The following is a 19,686-nucleotide window of genomic DNA, read 5'->3' as shown; positions in this document are numbered from 1 at the left end:
TGATCACACCCCGGCGGGACCTCCTCCCGCGACCTGAGGCGGTGAGCCGGATCGGCGTGGGACGATTCACGATCTCCACGGTGGGGACCACTAGAGGAAGCCAACCAGGTCAAAGCCGTCCAGCCCTCCTATCAGGACTGTCGCATCACTGGCGTTGGCGCGATCGACGGCGCAGACTGGAAAGACGGCGATCCGTCGAGTGGGAGCACCCGTGGACAACTTCCTTGATCACATGCCGGTTCTGTCCCGAGGCAGGCATCGCAACCCGAAGCGTGGCGCCTGTTTCATGGAGCTGGCGTCCTACCTCGCCGGCGAGCGGTGGAGCGACCATCCGGCCTGCACACACCCGCTGCTCGCCGCCCTCGCCCGCCTGGTCAACGACAACACCGCTGACGACAACCGGGGCAAGCTGATCGGGCTCGTCCCGTCGATCATCGGCCTGTCGGGCGACGACCTGCGCCTCGACGCCCGTATCGCGCTGCGCTGCGCGACCACGGCGCTGCCGGTGTCCGCGGCCGAGCGGCAGCTCGCCCTCGCGGTGTCCGTGCTGGCCGCCGAGGAGATGCTGTGCCGGCTCGACGGCGGGCCGGCGGGCCGGCTGAGCGAGCGGAGCCGCTGGGCGATGGCGCAGGTCCCGCACGCGGCCGAGCAGGCGCGGCGGTTCAGCAAGGCGGCCCGGATCACGGAGAAGGGCTTTCGCCGGTACGCGGCGCCGAACGCGGTGCAGCTGTCGGTGGTGGGCATCGTCCAGGCCTGCATCCCCGACCCGGACGCGCTGCTGCGCGAGCTCCTGACGGCGGCGATCGCCGACTGCGCCGAGCTCGTCCACGGCCGCACGCCCGCCCGGGCGCCGGCGACCGGACAGGCTCCGGCCGCACGGGGCTCGTCGGTCACCGGAGAGGCCCCGGCGCCCGCACCGCGCCCGGCCCGCACCTGACCGTCATCATCGGTGCCGAGCGGCGGCGACCGCGGGTCACGCGGACACCGCCGCTGCGCGCGGCCGGCGTGATCGAGCGGGTGAATCCGATCACGCAGGGGCGCCTTACCGGCGGCCCTGCCGCCGGCCGGTCGGTCGCGCACGCCTCGGGACGCCGGGAGATCATCGACCGGGGTGATCCCTCGTGACCTGGTCGTCCACGCCGCACGCGCACCCCCTGCGGCCCGCCGGGGCGGCCTGGGAAACCCGCACACCCGTTCGGCCCGGACGGTAAAGCCGCAGCTCAGGCAAGCCTCTCCTTCGTTGCGACGTGTCCCGACATATGCCTAGATTTCAAGAAAGGCATGGCCAACGGGAGGCGTTTTCATGACCATCGAGCTCGTCCAGCCTCGCTCTCCGGAGCAGCACCACACGCACCGGGACGTGACAGGCGGCTGGCTGCGCCCGGCGGTGTTCGGCGCGATGGACGGGCTGGTCTCCAACTTCGCGCTGATCGCCGGCGTGGTGGGGGCCGCGGGGGCCGGGCGCGGGGCGGTGCTGGCGGGGTTCGCGGGCCTGGTGGCCGGGGCGTGCTCGATGGCGGCGGGCGAGTACACGTCCGTGAAGTCGCAGACGGAGCTGATGCGGGCCGAGATCGCCGTGGAGCGCCGCGAACTGGCCCGCAACCCCGAGGGCGAGCAGGCCGAGCTGGCCGCCCTCTACGAGTCCCGCGGCCTCGACCCCGACCTGGCGCGCCGGGTCGCGGCGGAGCTGTCGGCGGACCCGGAGCAGGCGCTGCGCGTGCACGTGCGCGAGGAGCTCGGCGTCGATCCCGACGATCTGCCCTCCCCCTACCTGGCGGCGGCGTCGTCGTTCGGCGCCTTCTCGGCCGGGGCGCTGGTGCCGCTGGTGCCGTTCCTGTTCGGGGCCTCGGGGCTGGTGGTGGCGCTGGTGCTGAGCGTGGTGGCGCTGTTCGTCTTCGGCGCGATGGTGGCGCGGATGACGGCCCGGCCGTGGTGGCTGGGCGGGCTGCGCCAGCTCGGGCTGGGCGTGGGCGCGGCGGCGGTGACGTACGGCATCGGCCACCTGCTCGGCGTCACCGTCGCCTGAGCACGGGAGGTGCGGTGCGCGATCCGCTGGCCCCGTTCCGCTGGCTGGAAGCCTCACCCGCGGATGAGCGCGGCCTGCTCGGAGAGATCTTCTGCGTGTCCTCTCTCGGGCTGAGCTCTCGGGCAGGGCCGGGGGTCAGGGCCGGGTGGAGGCGGCCAGGTTGACGCCGAGCACGACGAGGGCGGTGCCCGTGAGGCCGTCGACGGCCCTGCGGACGGCGAGCCGGGCGAACACCCTGCGCAGCGTCCCCACGATCCCGGCCACCGTCAGGAACCACGCCACCGTCCCCGCCGGCGCGACGAGCGACAGCAGCAGCGCCTCTCCCACCGGCGCCTCAGCGGTCAGGAACTGCGGCACCAGCGCCACGAAGAACAGCGCCGCCTTGGGGTTGAGCACGTTGGTCAGCAGCCCCTCGGCGAACGCCGCGCGCCGGCTGCGCCGCCCCGGGTCGGGCACGTCCAGATCGAGGCCGCCCCCCTTGCGCAGCGCGGCGCGGAACGCCTTGACCCCGAGGAACAGCAGGTAGGCGGCGCCGACCACCTTGACCACGGTGAACGCCAGGGCGGAGGCCGCCAGCAGCGCCGCGACGCCGGTCGCCGCGGCGGCCACCCAGACGAACACGCCCACCGAGATGCCCGCCGCGGCCGCCATGCCGTACGAGCGGCCGGAGACGGCCGAGCGCCGGACGACGACGGCGAAATCGGGACCCGGCGACATCGCCCCCAACATCACGACACCGCCGAACGCGACGAACTGGGTCAAAGAGCTCATGACTCACACCTTACGAGAACGCGACCCTCGGGCATGAGGGGGGATCGTTCCCAGGTCCAGCTCCCCACGGTGATCATCTCGGCTGGGTGCGGCACGACGACGGGGGTGTCGTGGAGGACGGATCGGGGGGTGAGCCGCAGGCCGCCCGCCGGGATGACGACGCTCGCCAGCGGGGTGCGCTGGGACGGGCCGTCGGGCTCGTCGAGGTCGCTGGGCACCCAGACGGAGTTCGCGGCGAAGCCGCAGAGCACCAATGCCCCGACGGGCGCGGCGCCGGAGTGGCGTAGCGCGCCGGCCGGCAGCCAGCCGTGGTGGCCGGGCAGGTAGCGGACACCGGAGATCTGAAGCTCGCCGCCCAGCACCACGAACTCCTCCCCCGCCAGGTGGTGGCCGTGCTGGGGGCGGGTCCAGCCGGGCGGGAGCCGGAGGAGCGAGGCCGAGTCGCTCAGCCGCGCCAGTCGCGCCGGGACGGTGGCGCCGGGGATGAGGACCTCGCCGCCGAGGAGCGCCGCGTCCAGCAGGTCGACCAGCGTGGTGCCCATGCCCTCATGCTCGCCCCGGCACGGGGCCGGGGACCACCATGGCGAGGTAAGACCGCCGACGCCCTCCGCGGGTTGTCCGCGGCCGGTGCGGCCGGTGGCCCGGCCGCACCGGCCGCCGGGTCAGACGCGGCGGCCGCGCAGCTCGCGGTACCTGCGGACGAGCCGCTCGGTGGACGGGTCGGGCAGGTCGTGCGGCGGCTCGTCGGAGGTGAGCGCGGGCGCCAGGTCGAGCGCCATCTTCTTGCCCAGCTCGACGCCCCACTGGTCGAAGGAGTCGACGCCCCAGACAATGCCCTCGACGAACACGATGTGCTCGTAGAGGGCGACGAGCTGGCCCAGCGTGGACGGCGTGAGCTTGGGCGCGAGGATCGTGGAGGTGGGCCGGTTGCCGGGCATCACCTTGTGCGGCACGATCGCCGGGTCGGTGCCCTCGGCCGCGATCTCCTCGGCCGTCTTGCCGAACGCCAGCGCCGAGGTCTGCGCGAACAGGTTGGCGGTGAGCAGGTCGTGCATGCCCTCACGGTCGTCGTGGGGCTCGGCGAACCCGATGAAGTCGGCCGGCACGAGGCGGGTGCCCTGGTGGAGCAGCTGGTAGAAGGCGTGCTGGCCGTTGGTGCCCGGCTCGCCCCAGAAGATCTCACCGGTCTGGGTGGTGACCGGGGAGCCGTCGGCGCGCACGGACTTGCCGTTGGACTCCATGGTGAGCTGCTGGAGGTAGGCGGGGAAGCGGTGCAGGCGCTGGCTGTAGGGCAGCACGGCCCGCGTCTCGGCGCCGAAGAAGTCGGTGTACCAGATCCCGAGCAGGGCCATCAGGACGGGCATGTTGGCGTGGAACGGCGCGGTGCGGAAGTGCTCGTCGACGGTGTGGAAGCCGGCGAGCATCTCGCGGAACCGCTCGGGGCCGATGGCGATCATCAGGGAGAGCCCGATGGCACCGTCGTAGGAGTAGCGCCCGCCGACCCAGTCCCAGAAGCCGAACATGTTGTCGGTGTCGATGCCGAACTCGGCGACCTTGGCGGCGTTGGTGGAGACGGCCACGAAGTGCCTGGCGACGGCGTCCTCGCCGAGCGCGTCGACCAGCCACTGCCGGGCGACCTTGGCGTTGGTGAGCGTCTCCAGGGTGGTGAAGGTCTTGGAGCTGACCACGAACAGCGTCGTGGCGGGGTCGAGCCCGGCGAGGTTGCCGGTGATGTCGGCCGGGTCGATGTTGGAGACGAACCTCGCCTCGATGCCGGCGTCGGCGTAGTCGCGCAGCGCCTCGTAGGCCATGGCGGGGCCGAGGTCGGAGCCGCCGATGCCGATGTTGACGACGGTGGCGATCGGCTGCCCGGTCGCGCCGCGCCACTCGCGCGAGCGCACCCGCTCGGAGAAGGCGCTCATCTTGTCGAGCACGGTGTGCACGTCGCCGGTCACGTCCTGCCCGTCGACGGCCAGCTCACGGTCCGCGGGCAGGCGCAGCGCGGTGTGCAGCACGGCGCGGTCCTCGCTGACGTTGATGTGGTCGCCGCGGAACATGGCGTCGATCCGCTCGCGCAGCCCGGCCCGCTCGGCGAGCGCCACGAGCAGGTCGAGCGTCTCGCGGGTGACGCGATGCTTGGCGTAGTCGAGGAACAGCTCGCCGGCGGTGAGCGTCATCCGCTCGGCCCGCTCCGGGTCGTCGGCGAACAGCTCGCGCAGGTGCCTGCCGGACAGCTCCTCGTGGTGCTTGTCCAGAGCCGCCCACTCCGGGCTCTGGGTGATGTCGCCGCTCACGTCTCCTCCTCGTGCCGTCACGCCGTTCACATCGTTGCGTAACCCCGTACCCGCCGGCGCGGATTCCGCGCACGGCGGACGAGTCCTTTCGCTGGTAGGCCGGCCGGGGCGGTCAGTGCGAGTCGCGGCCGACCGTGTCACCGCTCGACCCGAGCAGGAAGTCGAGGTCGGCTCCCTGGTGGGCCTGGGTGACGTGGTCGACGTAGAGGCGTTCCCAGCCGCGCAGCGGCCGGGCGTGGCCGTCGAGGACCGGCTCGCGGGCGGCCAGCTCACCGTCGGGCACATCGACGTCGAGCCGGCGGGCGGCCACGTCGAGCACGATGGGGTCGCCGGTGCGCACCCGGGCCAGCGGGCCGCCGGCCGCCGCCTCGGGGGAGGCGTGCAGGACGACCGTGCCGTAGGCGGTGCCGCTCATCCGGGCGTCGCTGAGGCGCACCATGTCGCGCACCCCCTTGGCGAGGAGCTTGGCGGGCAGCGGCAGGTTGCCGACCTCGGGCATGCCCGGGTAGCCCTTGGGCCCGCAGCCGCGCAGCACCAGCACCGACGTCTCGTCCACGTCGAGGTCGGGCGCGTCGAGCCGGGCGTGCAGGTCCTCGACGCTGTCGAAGACGACGGCCCGGCCGCGGTGACGCAGGAGGTGGGGCGAGGCGGCGGCGGGCTTGATCACGGCGCCGTCGGGCGCGAGGTTGCCGCGCAGGACCGCGATGCCGGCGTCGGGCAGCACCGGCTCGGCGCGCCGCCTGATGACGGCCTCGTCGTGGACGGCCGCGCCCGCGAGGTGCTCGACGAGCGGCCTGCCGGTGACCGTGAGCGCCGCCGGGTCGAGCAGGTCCTCGACCTCCTTGAGCACGGCGCGCAGCCCGCCCGCCCGGTGCAGGTCGTCCATCAGATGGCGGCCGGCGGGCTGGAGGTCGGCCAGCAGCGGCACCCCGGCGCCGGTGCGGTCGAAGTCGTCGAGGTCGAGCGGGACGCCGAGGCGACCGGCGATGGCGAGCAGGTGGATGACGGCGTTGGTGGAGCCGCCGACGGCGGCGAGCGTGACGATGGCGTTGAGGAACGAGCCGCGGGTCATCACCTGGCTCGGCCGCAGGCCGCGGCGGACCAGGTCGACGGCGAGGCGGCCGGTCTCGTGGGAGCGTTCGAGGAGCCTGCTGTCGGCCGCGGGGGTGCCGGCCGTGCCGGGCAGCGTCATGCCGAGGGCCTCGGCCATGCAGGCCATCGTGGAGGCGGTGCCCATGGTGTTGCAGTGGCCGCGGCTGCGGATCATGGACGACTCGGACTCGAGGAACGCCTCGCGTGACAGGGTGCCGGCGCGTACCTCCTCGCTGAGCCGCCACACGTCGGTGCCGCAGCCGAGCGGCACGCCGCGGAAGGTGCCGGTCAGCATGGGCCCCCCGGGGACGACCACGGCGGGCAGGTCGACGGAGGCGGCGGCCATGAGCAGCGACGGGATGGTCTTGTCGCAGCCGCCGAGCAGCACCACGCCGTCGATGGGGTTGGCCCGCAGCATCTCCTCGGTGGCCATGGCCGCGAGGTTGCGCCACAGCATGGCGGTGGGACGGACGTTGGTCTCGCCCAGGGAGACGACCGGCAGGTTGAGCGGGACGCCGCCGGCCGCCCAGACGCCGTGCTTGACGCTTTCGGCGATCTCGCCGAAGTGGGAGTTGCAGGGGGTGAGGTCGGAGGCGGTGTTGGCGATCGCGATGTGCGGCCGTTCGCCGTCGAAGGCGTCGGCCGGCAGGCCGCGCCTCATCCAGGCGCGGTGGATGTAGGAGTTTCTGTCGTCACCGGCGTACCAGCGTGAACTGCGCAGGCCCATGACCGGCAACCCTATGTTTCGCTAGCCGGGCGCGCGATGGGTGGGGACGGCGGATCCGCCGGGCCGGACGGGCCGCCCGTCGTCGCGCGGGAGCCTCATGACCATGAGCACGGTGGTGCCGGCCGGGCCGGTGGCGAAGGCGGCGCCGTCGGTGAGGCGGCGGATCAGCCAGATGCCGCGGCCGCCCATCTGGGAGGGGGCGGGCAGGCCGGTGTCGTCGAGGAAGCTCTGGGGGATGCCCGGCCCGGAGTCGGTGATCTCGCAGAACAGGCTGCTGCCCTCGACGCCGAGGCGGACCCGGCCGCGGCCGCCCGCGTGGGCGACGACGTTGACGAGGCACTCGTTGACCGCCATCACGAAGTCGCCGAGCCGTTCGCCGGTCAGGCCCTGCTCGTGTGCCCGCCGCTGGACCTCGGCGCGGGTCGCCGCCAGGCCGCTCTGGTCGAAGCCGACGTCGAGAAGTGGTGGGAGGTCCGCATCACCTGGATCGTTCACCCGCTCGCCCACCTGAGGTGCAGGGCCCTCACAGCACATCGCGATCGTCGTCGCCGGACAGCGTCATCGCGATCCGTACGGCGGTGCCACCCGGGCCGGTCGTGAACGCGACCTTATCGGCCAGCCGGCGAATGAGCCAAATGCCCCAGCCTCCCGGCTGGTGGGCCGGCGGTTCGCCGCCGGCGAGGCGGTGCATCGGGATGCCCCGCCCGAAGTCCCTGATGTCGCAGCCCACGGTTCCGTCCGCGGCCCACACGCGCAGCACCCCTTGACCGCCGCCGTGGGCGACGGCGTTGACCACCGCCTCGTTGGTGGCCAGCACCAGGTCGGTGACCCGTTCACCGGGCATGCCCTGCGCGCGGGCGAACCGTTCGACGGCCCCCCGCGCCTGCGCGACGTCCCCCTCGGTGAATGCCATGGTGAACGCCTGTTCCTTCCTCGACCGGATGTCCATGACGCCTCGCTCAGCCTGTTGCCGGACCCCTGCCACAGGAGGCCGGTTCTAATCGTCTTGATTGAGCCGGTTCGTGAGGAGCAAGAATCTGGGGGATGGACGATCGACGCGACGGCGGGACGCGACGGCGAAGGGATGACATGACCGACCGGATCCTCGTGCTGAACACCGGCTCGTCCTCGATCAAGTACGAACTGATCGAGGTGGCGTCCCATGCCCGTGCGGCGCGGGGCCTGGTGGAGCGGATCGGCGAGGAGGAGGGGCGGCTGACGCACCACGTGGACGGCGGCCAGGCCTACGAGCGGCGGCAGCCGTTCCCGGGCCACGCGGACGGCCTGGCCGCGATGCTGAAGGCGTTCGCCGACGCCGGCCCCGACCTCGACCCGGTCGCGGTGGGGCACCGGGTGGTGCACGGCGGGACGCGGTTCACCGAGGCGGTGCTGGTCGACGACGGGGTGATCGCCGCGATCGAGGAGCTTGCGCCGCTCGCCCCGCTGCACAACCCGGTGAACGTGGCCGGCATCCGGGTGGCCAGGGACGCCTTCCCCGGGGTGCCCCAGGTGGCGGTGTTCGACACCGCGTTCCACCGGACGCTGCCGCCCGAGGCGTACACCTACGCGGTGCCCGCCGAGTGGGGGGTGCGCCGGTTCGGCTTCCACGGCACGTCGTGCGCGTACGTGTCGGAGCGGGCGGCGGCCCTGCTGGGCCGGCCCCTGGCGGAGACGAACCTGATCGTGCTGCACCTGGGCAACGGGGCGAGCGCGACCGCGGTCGCGGGCGGGCGCAGCGTGGACACCTCGATGGGGCTGACGCCGCTGGAGGGGCTGGTCATGGGCACCCGTTCGGGTGACGTCGACCCGGCGCTGCCCGGCTACCTGGCGCGGGTCCACGGGCTCGACGCGCACGCCACCGAGGAGGCGCTGAGCCGTCGCGCGGGCCTGCTGGCGCTCGCGGGGTCCGGCGACATGCGGGAGGCGCGCCGGCGCGTGGCCGGCGGCGACGCGCGGGCGCGGCTGGCCCTGGACGTCTACGTGCGCCGGATCCGCAAGTACGTCGGCGCCTACCACGCGGTGCTGGGGCGGGTCGACGCGGTGGTGTTCACCGGTGGCGTGGGCGAGCATGACAGGGCCACCCGGGCCGAGACCATGGCCGGGCTCGAAGGGTTCGGCATCGAGCTCGATGCGGCGCGCAACGAGGCCGGCTCGTCCGCCGAGCGGGTCGTGTCGGCGGCCGGGTCGCGGACCGCGGTGCTGGTCGTGCCGACGGACGAGGAATGGGAGATCGCCCGTCAGGCCGTCGCCCTGTTGTGAGCCCTTTCGCCGACCTTGGTAAAGTTCACTTGACGTGCGCGGGACCAGAGGATGGGAAGATCGGTGGACGTAGAACAGACGGCACTGCCCGGCATCGGTCTGCGCCACGAGTTCACCACACAGTCGGGCAAGCGGGTCGGCGTCGTCTCGCACCGCACCGGCCGCCGCGACCTGGTGATCTACGACAGGGAAGACCCCGACCGCGTCTGCGAGACGGTCAAGCTCAACGACGAGGAGGCCGAGGCGCTGGTCGAGCTGCTCGGCGCGCCCCGCATCGTGCAGCGGCTCAACCAGTTGCACGAGCAGGTCGCGGGCCTGGTCAGCCTGCAGCTGCCCATCCCGCCGGGCTCGCCCTACGTGGGCCGGCCGATGGGTGATGCGCGGGTCCGCACCCGCACCAACGCCTCCATCGTGGCCGTCGTGCGCGCCGGCCAGGTGTTCGCGAGCCCGGGGCCGGACTTCGTCTTCGCCGGGAACGACACCGTCGTGGTCGTGGGCAGCGCCGACAGCACCGCCGAGGTGGCCGACATCCTGGCTCACGGGTAGGGCCTGGCTTGCACCACACTGCGATCATCTTCCTGGAGTTCGGCGCTGTCCTGGTGGCTCTCGGCGTGCTCGGCGCGCTCGCCCTTCGGGTCGGCATCTCCCCCATTCCCCTCTACCTGCTCGCCGGCCTCGCGTTCGGCACGGGCGGCATCCTGCCGCTGGCCACCAGCGAGGAGTTCATCTCCGTCGGCGCCGAGATCGGCGTCGTGCTGCTGCTGCTCACGCTGGGCCTGGAGTACAACGCCGACGAGCTGGTCACCAGCCTCAAGAGCAACGCCCGGGCCGGCATCGTCGACCTGGTGCTCAACGCGGCGCCGGGCGCGATCTGCGCGCTGCTGCTCGGCTGGGGGCCCGTCGCCGCCGTGGCGATGGCCGGCGTCACCTACGCCACCTCGTCGGGCATCACCGCCAAGGTGCTGTCCGACCTGGGCTGGGTCGGCAACCGCGAGACCCCGACCGTGCTGTCGCTGCTGGTCTTCGAGGACCTGACGATGGCCATCTACCTGCCGGTCCTGACGGCGATGCTGGCCGGGCTGAGCCTGGCGAGCGGCGCCGTCACGGTGGCGATCGCGCTGGCGACGGTGAGCGTGGTGCTCCTGGTCGCGTTGAAGTTCGGGCGGTTCATCGAGGCGTTCGTCTCCAGTCCCAACAACGAGGTGCTGCTGCTGAAGGTGGTCGGCCTCGCGCTGCTCGTGGCCGGCATCGCCCAGCAGCTCCAGGTGTCGGCGGCCGTCGGGGCGTTCCTCGTCGGCATCGCGCTGTCGGGGCAGCTCGCGCACGACGCGCTGGCCCTGCTGGAGCCGCTGCGCGACCTGTTCGCGGCGGTGTTCTTCGTCTTCTTCGGCCTGCAGACCGACCCGACCAAGATCGGCCCGGTGGCCGGGCTGGCGGCGCTGCTGGCCGTGATCAGCATGATCACCAAGTTGCTCACGGGCGCGTTCGCCGCCCGGCGGGCGGGCATCGCCAAGGCGGGCCAGGCGCGGGCCGGCATCGCGCTCATCCCGCGCGGTGAGTTCAACATCGTCATCGCCGGTCTGGCCGTGGCCGCCGGGGTGCACCCGGACCTCGGGCCGCTGGCCGCCGCGTACGTGCTCATCCTGGCGGCGTTCGGGCCGCTGGCGGCCAAGCTCGTGCAGCCGCTCATCACCTCGATCGCCAAGCGCACCGGCTGATCCCCGGCTCCCGGCCGGCCGGGCCCGGCCGGGACTGTCGGGCCCGGCCGCTAGCGTGACCGGCATGGCCGAACGGAGATCCGGACGACCCTCGCCGCCGACCCTCACCACGATCAGGTCCGCCGACTGGGACGGGCGTGAGCTCGCCGGCGAGGTCCACCGGCAGGTGTTGTTCGTCGACGTGGACATGACCGAGGCGACCGACCGAGGCTCCTCGTTCGAGGAGTGCACCTTCCGCGACGTCCGCTTCAACGTGTCGGTCCACGAGGACGCCCTGTTCGCCGGTTGCACGTTCTCGCGCTGCTCGTTCTTCGACGCCACCTTCACGGGGTGCAAGCTGACCGGCAGCATGTTCGACGGCTGCTCGTTCGGGTTGCTCAAGGTCGAGGGAGGCGACTGGTCCTATGCCTGCCTGCCCGGCGCCGACCTGCGCGGCAGCTCCTTCCAGGGCGTGCGCCTGCGCGAGGCCGACCTGACCGGGGCCCGGCTGGAGGGCGCCGAGATCCGGGCGGGCGACCTGTCGGGGGCGTGGCTGCACGGCGCCGACCTGACCCGCTGCGACCTGCGCGGCACCGAGCTGACCGGGCTCGACCCGCACACGGTCACGCTGGACGGCGCCGTCATCGACCTCCGCCAGGCGGCGGTGCTGGCCGCCGCCCTGGGGCTGGAGGTGCGCTAGCGTCCCGCCCCCGGCGCGCCGTGGGCCCCCTCCGGGCGCCGCCGACCCACCGTCACGTCGTCGTCCGCAGATCTGAGAGGCTGGTGCGGCACGCCGGGTGTGACCGCACGGGAGGCAGAGATGAGCGACGAGTTCGACGTGATCGTGATCGGAGGCGGGCCCGCCGGGGAGAACGTCGCGGGCCGGGCCGTCCGGGGCGGGCTCACGGCCGCGGTCGTCGAGGAGCGGCTCGCGGGCGGCGAGTGCTCCTACTGGGCGTGCGTCCCCAGCAAGGCGTTGCTGCGCCCGGTGGAGCTGGCCGCCGAGGCGAGCCGGGTGCCCGGGCTGACGGTCGGCCCGATCGACGCCGGCAAGGTGCTGGGCAGGCGCGACGAGGCCGTCTCCTTCTACGACGACGCGGGGCAGGTGGGCTGGGTCGACGGACTGCCCGCCACGTTCGTCCGGGGCAGCGGCCGGCTCGACGGGCCCAGGCGGGTGCGGGTCGGCACGCCCGACGGCGGCGAGCGGGTGCTGATCGCCCGGCACGCCGTGGTCGTCGCCACGGGCACCTCCGCCGCGGTTCCGCCGGTGCCGGGGCTGCGCGAGGCGTCCCCCTGGACCAGCCACGAGGTCACCGCCGCCACGGCCGTGCCGGAGCGGCTGGTCGTGATCGGCGGCGGCGTGGTGGCCTGCGAGATGGCGCAGGCCATGCACGGCCTCGGCGCGCGGCGCACCACGTTGCTGGTGCGCGGCGGCGGGTTGCTGGCCAGGATGGAGCCGTTCGCGGGCGAGCTGGTGGCCGAGTCGTTCGCCGACTCCGGCATCGACGTGCGGCTGCGCACCGGTCCCGGCCGGGTGGAGCGCCCCGCGCCGGGTGGTCCGGTGACCGTGCACGTGCCTGACGGCCCGCCGATCGAGGCCGACGAGCTGCTGGTGGCCACGGGTCGCCGGCCGGCGACCACGGCGATCGGCCTGGACACCGTCGGACTGCGGCCGGGCGAGAGCATCGAGGTCGACGACAGCATGCGGGCCACGGGGGTCGAGGACGGCTGGCTGTACGCGGTCGGCGACGCCAACGGCCGGGCGCTGCTCACGCACATGGGCAAGTACCAGGCCCGGATCTGCGGCGACGTCATCGTCGCCCGGGCCAAGGGCGAGCCCGACGACCTGCCCGCCCTGCGCGACCTGGCCGACGGCTACGGGGCGCCGCAGGTGGTCTTCACCGACCCGCAGGTCTGCTCGGTGGGCCGCACCGAGGCGGCGGCGCGCGCGGCCGGGTTCACGGTGCGGGCGGTCGAGTACGACCTGGCGTCGGTGACGGGCGCCTACCTGCTCGGCGACGGCTACCGGGGCCGGGCCAAGGCCGTGGTGGACGAGGAGCGGCGGGTGCTGCTCGGGGTGACGTTCGTCGGGCCCGGCGTGGGCGAGCTGCTGCACGCGGCGACGGTGGCGGTCACGGCGGAGGTGCCGCTGGAGCGTCTCTGGCACGCGGTGCCGTCGTTCCCGACGGTCAGCGAGGTGTGGCTGCGGCTGCTGGAGACGTACGGACTGTGAGTGCCGGCCCGCGGTCGCGGCGGCGACCCAGTGGCGGCTCAGTGGCGGGCGGCGGCGCGGCGTGACTCGGCGACACGCCGCCAGATCCACCCGGCGAGCGCCAGGGCGACGAGGCCGAGCACGACGTAGGTGAAGATCCCCATGTAGGTGTCCACCACCTCCCACTTGTCGCCCAGCAGGTAGCCCGCCAGCACCAGGGCGGTGTTCCAGATGAGGCTGCCGAGCGCGGTGAGGACGGCGAAGGTGGCCAGCGGCATGCGGTCCAGGCCGGCCGGGACGGAGATCACGCTCCGGAAGACGGGCACCATGCGCCCGAAGAAGACGGTCTTGCGGCCGTGGCGGTCGAACCAGCCCTCGGCCTTGTCCAGGTCATCGGGCTTGAGCAGGGGGATCCTGGCGGCGAGGGCGTGGGTGCGGTCCTTGCCGAGCAGCGCGCCGGCTCCGTAGAGGACGAGGGCGCCGGCCAGCGCGCCGATGGTCGTCCACACCAGCACCTCCCACAGCGCCATCTCGCCCTTGCCGGCGGTGAATCCGGCCAGCGGGAGGATGACCTCGCTGGGCAGCGGCGGGAAGACGTTCTCCAGGGCGACGATGAGCCCGGCGCCCGGCGCGCCGAGCGACTCCATGAGCCCCGTCGCCCATCCGACGACCCCGTCCGTGTTCTGTGCTGTCATCAGCGCTCCCTGTCCTCCATGTCGCCCGCCGGTCGGAGATCCTCTAGCCGCAGCGCGGCGGTCTATGCGTCGCCGGGAGGGGACGGGGCCCTGACGTTCACGCGGCGGGCGTGGGACGCGGCAGGCATGGACGGACCTCCGGCGGGAAGCTGATCGCCGTGAACCCCGCACCGAAGGACGCGTCGGCCCTGGCGAGCCGCGTGCGCCACGAACTGGAGAACGCCGGGTTCACGGTGGAACGGCACCCGCTGCACGCCGACGGCGGCCTCAGCGTCCGGCACGACCCGGCGCGGGGCGTGGTGGTGTCATGGGGTCCGGCCACGGGGATCGGCGGCGACGACGTGGCGAGGTTCCCGACGATCCGCAACGTGGTGCGGCTGGCGCTGCGCACGATCCTGGCGGACGCCGGCTACCAGGTGACGGAGGACGGCGGCGGCGAGATGATCGTCACCGCGCGCACCTGACCGTCGGCTCCCGGCGAGCTCCCGCAGCCACGGCGGCGCGGCCCGCGCCTCCCCTCGACCGCGGGTCAGCTCGGCTCGGCGGCGGGGCGGGAGGGACGGCGGAGCGGCGCGCCGACCGCGTGGAGGTGGCGCAGCGCCTGTCCCCAGGAGGCCAGCAGGCCGCACTCCACGTACGGCACGCCGAGGGACGCGCAGTGCTCGCGCACCAGGGGCCGGGCCCGGCGCAGGTTGGGCGTCGGCATGCTGGGGAACAGATGATGCTCGATCTGGTAGTTCAGCCCGCCCAGCGCGGCGGTCAGCAGCCGCCCGCCGCTCACGTTGCGCGAGGTGAGCACCTGCTTGCGCAGGAAGTCGAGCTCGTCCTCGGCGGTGAGCACCGGCATGCCCTTGTGGTTGGGCGCGAACGAGCACCCCAGGTACACGCCGAAGCACGCCTGGTGCACCACCATGAAGACCAGCGCCTTCCCGAGGGGCAGCACCGCGAGGACGGCGCCCACGTACGCGGCGAAATGGGTGAACAGCAGCAGCCCTTCGAGCCCCCGCTGCCGAACCGGCGAGTCGCCCCGCAGCAGCGACCGCACGCTGGACACGTGCAGGTTCACGCCCTCCAGGGTGAGCAGCGGGAAGAACAGGAACGCCTGCCATCTCCCCAGGAACCGGACGAGCCCCGTGCTGGCCTCGGCCTGCTTGATCGACCAGACGAGCACGTCGGGGGCGACGTCGGGGTCGTGGTCCTCGTGGTTGGGGTTGGCGTGGTGGCGGGTGTGCTTGTCCTGCCACCAGCCGTACCCGAGGCCGATGCCGAGGTTGCCGGCGAGCCGCCCGGCGAGCGCGCCGGCGCGGCGTGAGCGGAACACCTGGCCGTGCGCCAGGTCGTGGGACAGCAGCGCCACCTGGCCGAAGGCGACCGCGAGGACCACGGCGACCGCGATCTGCCACCAGGAGTCGCCGACGACGGCGAACGCCGCCCAGCCTCCGGCGAACAGGCCGGCCACCACCGCCGCCCGGACCGCGTAGTAGCCGGGCCGCCGGTCCAGCAGACCGGCCTGGGCGACCGCGCGGGACAGGCGCGCGAAGTCGCTGCCTCGCCGCTCGCCGGCCGCGGCCGGGGGGTGAGTGGTCCGAGCAGGCGTCACGATTCCTCCGAAGTGCTGTCGGTGCATGATCACCCCAGCATGGCGGTCGCGTGCGCGGCGCGGACCCAGGCAGGCACCCGTGTCCGGGGTATGGCTGGCCCCACCTCCACAGCCCTGCCCCCACAGCCCCACCCCCGCCGGCCCGACCCCCGCGGCCCCGCCTCCGGGTACGGGCACGCGGTCGGAGCGGGTGGGGGACGTGGGAGCATGGCATCGACGTCGTCGTCCCGGGAGGCAGCATGCGCGCCAGAGATCTCGTCGCCGACTTCCCCACCGTCCGGCTCGACACGCCGGTGATCGAGGCGGCCCGGCTGCTCGCCGAGCAGGATCTGCCGGGCCTGATCGTGGTGGACGAGCGGGGCCTGCCGGCGAGCATCCTGCCGGGCACGCAGGTGTTGCGCCTGGCGGTGCCCGGTTACTGCCTCGACGACCCGGCCCTGGCGCGGGTGGTGGACGAGGCGCACGCCGACGCGTTCCTGGACAAGCTGGCGAACCGCACCGTGCGCGAGGCCCTGCCGGCCAAGCCGCGTGAGCTTCCGGTGACCGACCCTGACGCGACGGTGCTGGAGCTGGCGGCGCTGATGGCCCGCACGCACAGCCCGCTGGTCGCGGTGGTGGACGACAGCGGGCTGCAGGGCGCCGTCACGCTGCAGGCGCTGGTGGACCGGCTGGTGGAGCGGTGAGCGAGCCGGCGAAACGATCTGGTGGGGCGTCGCTGACGCTCCCGGCCGGCGCGACTGTTACGGTAGCCCGGTTCGTGGCGTTTCGACCCGAGAAGTAGGTGTGAGCGGTGGGTGACAAGGCGAGCGACCCCGTCGTGGTGATCGGGCTGGGCCGCTTCGGCACGTCGCTGGCGCTGGAGCTGGCCAGGCACGGCACCGAAGTGCTGGCCATCGACCGGCGGCCCAAGGTCGTCCAGGCGCTGGCCGGGCAGATCACCCAGATCGCCGCGGCCGACGCGACGGACATCGAGGTGCTGCGGCAGCTCGGCGTGCCCGACTTCTACCGGGCGGTGGTGTCGATCGGCGGCGACCTCGAGGCGAGCATCCTGACCGCGTCGCTGCTGGTCGAGCTGGAGATCAACGACATCTGGGCCAAGGCCGTCAGCAAGCAGCACGGGCGCATCCTGAGCCGGATCGGCGCCCACCACGTGGTGCTGCCCGAGCACGACATGGGCGAGCGGGTCGCCCACCTGGTGAGCGGGCGGATGCTCGACTTCATGCAGGTGGACGAGAACTTCGCGCTGGCCAAGACGCGCCCGCCGAAGGAGTACGTGGGCGCCCCCCTGGGCCGGACCAACCTGCGCCGCAAGCACGGCATCACGATCGTGGCGGTCAAGAGCCCGGACGAGGAGTTCACCTACGCGACGGCCGAGACGGAGCTGACGTACAACGACGTCATCATCGTCTCGGGCCGCACGGAGGACGTGGAGCGGTTCGCCGAGCTGTGAGCGCTTCAGGCGGCTGTTCAGCGGAAATTCGGACGAACAGGGTTTGACCGCCCGGAAACGGGAAGGGCAGGCAACTCATGTACGTCGAGTACGAGGAGGAGCCGTAGTGCTCACCCTGACAGCCAACGCAGCCCAGGCTATCCGCGACCTTACGGCCTCCGCTCCGGAGCCGTCGCAGAGCGGCATCCGGATCGCGGCCCAGGGCGAGGGCACGGATTCGCTGACCCTTTCGCTGACGAGCCGGCCCGAACCCGCCGACGAGGTGGTCGAGGCCGAGGGCGCCCGCGTGTACCTCGACCCCGTGGCCGCGACCGTCCTGGACGACAAGTCGCTCGATGCGGGGGCGGACGACCAGGGGACGGTGTCCTTCCTGGTCACCGACCAGACCACCTGACGCCGCCCGCCCCGTTCCGCCCACCGGCCCGGTACCCTGCCGTACCGGGCCGGTGGCATGTCCGGACCTCGAACCGTCCGGCCGGGCCCGGACAGGTGGAGGTCTGCCTGTGGTCCCACGCCGGCGCCGGGCCGGGCCACCTGCGCTTCGCGGTCCGGCAGTGTGGGGGTGTCAGCTCGCCGAGAGCAGTTTGTGCAGGTAGCGGAGCTGCTCCTCACGCTGGTAGCCCTGGCCGCCCTCGTGGCGGTTCCACGGCCAGACGGTGATCTCCTTGGGCCCCTGCCAGTGGTTGTAGGCGGCGAACACCGTGGACGGCGGGCAGATGTCGTCCATCAGCGCGACCGAGTACAGGGCGGGCACCTGGCCGCGGGCGGCGAAGTGCAGGCCGTCGAAGTAGCCCAGCGTGCGGAACACCTGCTCCCCCGCCTCCCTGCGGGTGGCGAGGAAGCGCACGAGCTCCTGGTACGGTTCGGCGTCGGTGATCTCCACGGCCCGGCGGAAGTGGGTCAGGAACGGCACGTCGATGAGCGCGGCGGCGACCCGGGGGTGCAGCGCGGCGGTCGCCTGGGCGATGCCGCCGCCCTGGCTGCCGCCCGAGACGACGATGCGGGAGGCGTCCACCGCCGGGTGCCCGGCCGCGGCGTCCACCGCGCGGACGGCGTCGGTGAAGACGCGGCGGTAGTAGTAGTCGTCCGGGTCGAGGATGCCGCGCGTCATCATGCCGGCCGCCTGGGCATGGGCGCTGCCGTGCGGGTCGCCGGTCGTGCCGGGGGCGTGCGGGCTGGCGCCGCCGTGGCCCCGGGTCTCCATGACGAACACGGCGTTCCCGGCGGCGGGCCAGAGGAGGTGGTCGTGCGGGAAGCCGCGGCCGCCGCTGTAGCCGATGTAGTGCATGACGCACGGCACCGGGCCGTCGGCGCCGCGCGGCGTCAGGAACCAGCCGTTGATCCGGTGCCCGCCCCACCCGGCGAACGACACGTCGTACACGTCGACGCCCGTGTAGGGCGCGTCGTACGGCGTGAACTCGGGCGCCAGGTCGAACTCGGCCGCCTCGGCGAGGGTCCGCGCCCAGAAGGCATCGAAGTCGGCGGGCTCGTCACGGTCGGGACGGTAGGAACGCAACTGCTCCAGAGGCAGGTCGAACAGGGCCACGAAGATCTCCAGCCTGTAGCGGTGACAAGGGTATTTCACCTCATAGCACCGGAAAGCGCTATCCCAGGGTCATGTGGAACGTGATTCCGGGGTAGGGGCGGGCGCATGAACGATCACCTGGTCCGGCTCGCGCACTCGCACCTCTACCCCGGCCTGACGTTCGAGGCCCCGCCGGAGGCGGCGGACTTCCTGCTCCTGTTCACCGACGACTCCGAGTCCCGGAGCCGGCTGCTGAGGGACACCGCGGGCCGCCCGGTGCTGCGGGTGGGCGCCCGCGTGAACCCCCGGGGCGCGGTCGTGGACGAGCAGGTGTGGGAGGTGCGGGAGCTCGTCCGGGACCGCGGCCTGCTCGTCGTGCGGCTGGGCAATCCGATCCCCGCCGCCCCTACTCGATGACGGTCTCGACCGCGATGTTGCCGCGGGTGGCGTTGGAGTAGGGGCACACCTGGTGGGCGGCCTCCAGCAGCGACCGGCCGGCCTCGCCGGCCAGGTGGTCGGGGAGCTCCACGCGCAGCGTGACGGCGAGCCGGAACCCGCCGGCCCCGTTCGGCTCGATGCCCACCTCGGCGGTGACCGAGGCGTCGGACACGTCGATCTCGGCGCGCTTGGCGGCCAGCGCCATCGCGCTGGAGAAGCAGGCGGCGTAGCCGGCGGCGAAGAGCTGCTCGGGGTTGGTGCCGGCGCCGGTGCCGCCCAGCTCCTTCGGCGGGGCGAGGGTCACGTCGAGCCGGCCGTCGGAGGTGACGGCGCGGCCGTCGCGGCCGGACGCGGTGGCGATGGCGGTGTACAGCATGGCGGGCTCCTCGGCCTCTTGGTTGCGGACAACTCGATTGTGCACAATTCAAATGTGCGCGTCAAGACGGTAGACTGTTCCGCATGAACGCCCTCCTGCTCGACCACCAGTTGTGCTTCGCCGTGCACGCCGCCTCGCGGGCGTTCGACGCGCTCTACCGGCGGCACCTGGCCGAGCTGGGGCTCACCTACCCGCAGTACCTGGTCATGCTGGTGCTGTGGGAGCGCGAGCCGGTCTCGGTCAAGGAGCTCGGCACGGCGCTTCGGCTCGACTCCGGCACGCTGTCGCCCCTGCTGAAGCGGCTGGAGGCGGCCGGGCTGGTACGCCGCGAACGCGACCCGGGCGACGAGCGGTCGGTGCTGGTCCGGCTCACGCCGGAGGGCACGCGGCTGCGCGAGCGCGCCGAGCCGCTGCCCGGGCACGTGCTGGAGGTCACCGGCCTCAGCCCTCAGGAGCTGGTGGACCTGCACGGCACGCTGGGCAGGCTGACCCGTTCCCTCACCGACGCCGCGCGCTGAGTCCCG

General features: G+C 73.2%; 23 protein-coding genes. 13 read left to right on the top strand and 10 right to left on the bottom strand.

Going from position 1 to position 19,686, the window contains the following annotated elements; all coding sequences use genetic code 11:
• The first annotated feature begins 211 nt into the window (after positions 1 to 211).
• Both FHU36_RS43175 and FHU36_RS43170 read left to right on the top strand, forming a co-directional pair.
• Positions 212 to 937: a hypothetical protein gene (locus FHU36_RS43175; RefSeq protein ID WP_185089947.1), complete on the top strand. Its 726-nt coding sequence runs from the start codon at positions 212 to 214 to the stop codon at positions 935 to 937.
• Between the two features lie 366 nt (positions 938 to 1,303).
• The gene (locus FHU36_RS43170; protein WP_185089946.1) at positions 1,304 to 2,026 is read left to right on the top strand and encodes a VIT1/CCC1 transporter family protein; all 723 of its coding nucleotides are present in this window, start codon (positions 1,304 to 1,306) and stop codon (positions 2,024 to 2,026) included.
• A gap of 135 nt (positions 2,027 to 2,161) precedes the next feature.
• On the opposite strand, the gene FHU36_RS43165 is transcribed toward FHU36_RS43170, so the two are convergent.
• From FHU36_RS43165 to FHU36_RS43140, 6 genes are all read right to left on the bottom strand, one after another.
• Entirely contained in the window at positions 2,162 to 2,797 is a 636-nt protein-coding gene (locus FHU36_RS43165; RefSeq protein WP_185089945.1) for a LysE family translocator, read from the bottom strand.
• Positions 2,794 to 3,339 (bottom strand): cupin domain-containing protein, encoded by a 546-nt coding sequence (locus FHU36_RS43160; protein WP_185089944.1) that lies wholly within the window; start codon positions 3,337 to 3,339, stop codon positions 2,794 to 2,796. Before FHU36_RS43160 ends, FHU36_RS43165 begins: the two co-directional genes overlap by 4 nt.
• 120 nt (positions 3,340 to 3,459) lie before the next feature.
• A complete protein-coding gene (pgi, locus tag FHU36_RS43155; RefSeq protein ID WP_185089943.1) occupies positions 3,460 to 5,091 on the bottom strand; it encodes a glucose-6-phosphate isomerase in 1,632 nt (543 codons plus the stop codon).
• A gap of 112 nt (positions 5,092 to 5,203) precedes the next feature.
• The gene (locus FHU36_RS43150) at positions 5,204 to 6,910 is read right to left on the bottom strand and encodes an IlvD/Edd family dehydratase (RefSeq protein ID WP_185089942.1); all 1,707 of its coding nucleotides are present in this window, start codon (positions 6,908 to 6,910) and stop codon (positions 5,204 to 5,206) included.
• 21 nt (positions 6,911 to 6,931) lie between these two features.
• Complete coding sequence (locus FHU36_RS43145) at positions 6,932 to 7,405, bottom strand: ATP-binding protein (protein WP_185089941.1); 474 nt, start codon at positions 7,403 to 7,405, stop codon at positions 6,932 to 6,934.
• 28 nt (positions 7,406 to 7,433) lie between these two features.
• A complete protein-coding gene (locus tag FHU36_RS43140; RefSeq protein WP_185089940.1) occupies positions 7,434 to 7,859 on the bottom strand; it encodes an ATP-binding protein in 426 nt (141 codons plus the stop codon).
• Between the two features lie 140 nt (positions 7,860 to 7,999).
• Here FHU36_RS43140 and FHU36_RS43135 point away from each other — a divergent pair, with 140 nt between their 5' ends.
• From FHU36_RS43135 to FHU36_RS43115, 5 genes are all read left to right on the top strand, one after another.
• Positions 8,000 to 9,169 (top strand): acetate/propionate family kinase, encoded by a 1,170-nt coding sequence (locus FHU36_RS43135; protein ID WP_185089939.1) that lies wholly within the window; start codon positions 8,000 to 8,002, stop codon positions 9,167 to 9,169.
• Positions 9,170 to 9,232: 63 nt separating this feature from the next.
• On the top strand, positions 9,233 to 9,715 hold the full coding sequence (locus tag FHU36_RS43130; protein WP_185089938.1) for a cation:proton antiporter regulatory subunit: 483 nt from the start codon (positions 9,233 to 9,235) through the stop codon (positions 9,713 to 9,715).
• 8 nt (positions 9,716 to 9,723) lie between these two features.
• Positions 9,724 to 10,887, top strand: coding sequence for a cation:proton antiporter (locus FHU36_RS43125; RefSeq protein ID WP_185089937.1), 1,164 nt, complete (start codon positions 9,724 to 9,726; stop codon positions 10,885 to 10,887).
• 64 nt (positions 10,888 to 10,951) lie between these two features.
• Positions 10,952 to 11,566 carry a pentapeptide repeat-containing protein gene (locus tag FHU36_RS43120; protein WP_185089936.1) on the top strand — a complete coding sequence of 205 codons (615 nt, stop codon included), beginning with the start codon at positions 10,952 to 10,954 and terminating at the stop codon, positions 11,564 to 11,566.
• Between the two features lie 120 nt (positions 11,567 to 11,686).
• On the top strand, positions 11,687 to 13,099 hold the full coding sequence (locus FHU36_RS43115) for a dihydrolipoyl dehydrogenase family protein (RefSeq protein ID WP_185089935.1): 1,413 nt from the start codon (positions 11,687 to 11,689) through the stop codon (positions 13,097 to 13,099).
• 38 nt (positions 13,100 to 13,137) lie between these two features.
• Here FHU36_RS43115 and FHU36_RS43110 read toward each other — a convergent pair whose 3' ends face one another.
• On the bottom strand, positions 13,138 to 13,773 hold the full coding sequence (locus FHU36_RS43110; RefSeq protein ID WP_185089934.1) for a DedA family protein: 636 nt from the start codon (positions 13,771 to 13,773) through the stop codon (positions 13,138 to 13,140).
• Positions 13,774 to 13,931: 158 nt separating this feature from the next.
• Here FHU36_RS43110 and FHU36_RS43105 point away from each other — a divergent pair, with 158 nt between their 5' ends.
• Complete coding sequence (locus tag FHU36_RS43105; protein ID WP_185089933.1) at positions 13,932 to 14,237, top strand: hypothetical protein; 306 nt, start codon at positions 13,932 to 13,934, stop codon at positions 14,235 to 14,237.
• Between the two features lie 65 nt (positions 14,238 to 14,302).
• Here FHU36_RS43105 and FHU36_RS43100 read toward each other — a convergent pair whose 3' ends face one another.
• The gene (locus tag FHU36_RS43100) at positions 14,303 to 15,373 is read right to left on the bottom strand and encodes a fatty acid desaturase family protein (RefSeq protein ID WP_312892243.1); all 1,071 of its coding nucleotides are present in this window, start codon (positions 15,371 to 15,373) and stop codon (positions 14,303 to 14,305) included.
• A gap of 239 nt (positions 15,374 to 15,612) precedes the next feature.
• Here FHU36_RS43100 and FHU36_RS43095 point away from each other — a divergent pair, with 239 nt between their 5' ends.
• From FHU36_RS43095 to FHU36_RS43085, 3 genes are all read left to right on the top strand, one after another.
• Positions 15,613 to 16,056: a CBS domain-containing protein gene (locus FHU36_RS43095; RefSeq protein WP_185089931.1), complete on the top strand. Its 444-nt coding sequence runs from the start codon at positions 15,613 to 15,615 to the stop codon at positions 16,054 to 16,056.
• 107 nt (positions 16,057 to 16,163) lie between these two features.
• Positions 16,164 to 16,823: a potassium channel family protein gene (locus FHU36_RS43090; protein ID WP_185089930.1), complete on the top strand. Its 660-nt coding sequence runs from the start codon at positions 16,164 to 16,166 to the stop codon at positions 16,821 to 16,823.
• Between the two features lie 106 nt (positions 16,824 to 16,929).
• The gene (locus tag FHU36_RS43085; RefSeq protein ID WP_185089929.1) at positions 16,930 to 17,217 is read left to right on the top strand and encodes an iron-sulfur cluster biosynthesis family protein; all 288 of its coding nucleotides are present in this window, start codon (positions 16,930 to 16,932) and stop codon (positions 17,215 to 17,217) included.
• 171 nt (positions 17,218 to 17,388) lie between these two features.
• Here FHU36_RS43085 and FHU36_RS43080 read toward each other — a convergent pair whose 3' ends face one another.
• Entirely contained in the window at positions 17,389 to 18,408 is a 1,020-nt protein-coding gene (locus FHU36_RS43080; RefSeq protein ID WP_312892242.1) for an acetylxylan esterase, read from the bottom strand.
• 66 nt (positions 18,409 to 18,474) lie between these two features.
• On the opposite strand from FHU36_RS43080, the gene FHU36_RS43075 reads away from it, so the two are divergent.
• Complete coding sequence (locus FHU36_RS43075) at positions 18,475 to 18,765, top strand: hypothetical protein (RefSeq protein WP_185089928.1); 291 nt, start codon at positions 18,475 to 18,477, stop codon at positions 18,763 to 18,765.
• On the opposite strand, the gene FHU36_RS43070 is transcribed toward FHU36_RS43075, so the two are convergent.
• Positions 18,755 to 19,207 carry an organic hydroperoxide resistance protein gene (locus FHU36_RS43070; protein WP_446685854.1) on the bottom strand — a complete coding sequence of 151 codons (453 nt, stop codon included), beginning with the start codon at positions 19,205 to 19,207 and terminating at the stop codon, positions 18,755 to 18,757. The two genes, FHU36_RS43075 and FHU36_RS43070, sit on opposite strands and share 11 nt — an antisense overlap.
• Before the next feature lie 38 nt (positions 19,208 to 19,245).
• Between FHU36_RS43070 and FHU36_RS43065 the strand changes: the two genes are divergently transcribed.
• Complete coding sequence (locus tag FHU36_RS43065; RefSeq protein ID WP_185089927.1) at positions 19,246 to 19,680, top strand: MarR family winged helix-turn-helix transcriptional regulator; 435 nt, start codon at positions 19,246 to 19,248, stop codon at positions 19,678 to 19,680.
• The last annotated feature ends 6 nt before the right edge of the window (positions 19,681 to 19,686 follow it).

The organism is Nonomuraea muscovyensis, from assembly GCF_014207745.1.
Taxonomy (GTDB): Bacteria; Actinomycetota; Actinomycetes; order Streptosporangiales; family Streptosporangiaceae; genus Nonomuraea; species Nonomuraea muscovyensis.
This window is presented reverse-complemented; position numbering and strand designations above follow the sequence as displayed.

What these genes read in the sequence shown, in the direction of transcription:
- FHU36_RS43115 (WP_185089935.1), top strand. Translation starts at nt 11,687, where the DNA reads ATGAGCGACGAGTTCGACGTGATCGTGATCGGAGGCGGGCCCGCCGGG.
- FHU36_RS43160 (WP_185089944.1), bottom strand. Translation starts at nt 3,339, where the DNA reads ATGGGCACCACGCTGGTCGACCTGCTGGACGCGGCGCTCCTCGGCGGC.
- FHU36_RS43165 (WP_185089945.1), bottom strand. Translation starts at nt 2,797, where the DNA reads ATGAGCTCTTTGACCCAGTTCGTCGCGTTCGGCGGTGTCGTGATGTTG.
- FHU36_RS43135 (WP_185089939.1), top strand. Translation starts at nt 8,000, where the DNA reads ATGACCGACCGGATCCTCGTGCTGAACACCGGCTCGTCCTCGATCAAG.
- FHU36_RS43120 (WP_185089936.1), top strand. Translation starts at nt 10,952, where the DNA reads ATGGCCGAACGGAGATCCGGACGACCCTCGCCGCCGACCCTCACCACG.
- FHU36_RS43065 (WP_185089927.1), top strand. Translation starts at nt 19,246, where the DNA reads ATGAACGCCCTCCTGCTCGACCACCAGTTGTGCTTCGCCGTGCACGCC.
- FHU36_RS43150 (WP_185089942.1), bottom strand. Translation starts at nt 6,910, where the DNA reads ATGGGCCTGCGCAGTTCACGCTGGTACGCCGGTGACGACAGAAACTCC.
- FHU36_RS43095 (WP_185089931.1), top strand. Translation starts at nt 15,613, where the DNA reads ATGCGCGCCAGAGATCTCGTCGCCGACTTCCCCACCGTCCGGCTCGAC.
- FHU36_RS43110 (WP_185089934.1), bottom strand. Translation starts at nt 13,773, where the DNA reads ATGACAGCACAGAACACGGACGGGGTCGTCGGATGGGCGACGGGGCTC.
- FHU36_RS43140 (WP_185089940.1), bottom strand. Translation starts at nt 7,859, where the DNA reads ATGGACATCCGGTCGAGGAAGGAACAGGCGTTCACCATGGCATTCACC.
- FHU36_RS43075 (WP_185089928.1), top strand. Translation starts at nt 18,475, where the DNA reads ATGAACGATCACCTGGTCCGGCTCGCGCACTCGCACCTCTACCCCGGC.
- FHU36_RS43170 (WP_185089946.1), top strand. Translation starts at nt 1,304, where the DNA reads ATGACCATCGAGCTCGTCCAGCCTCGCTCTCCGGAGCAGCACCACACG.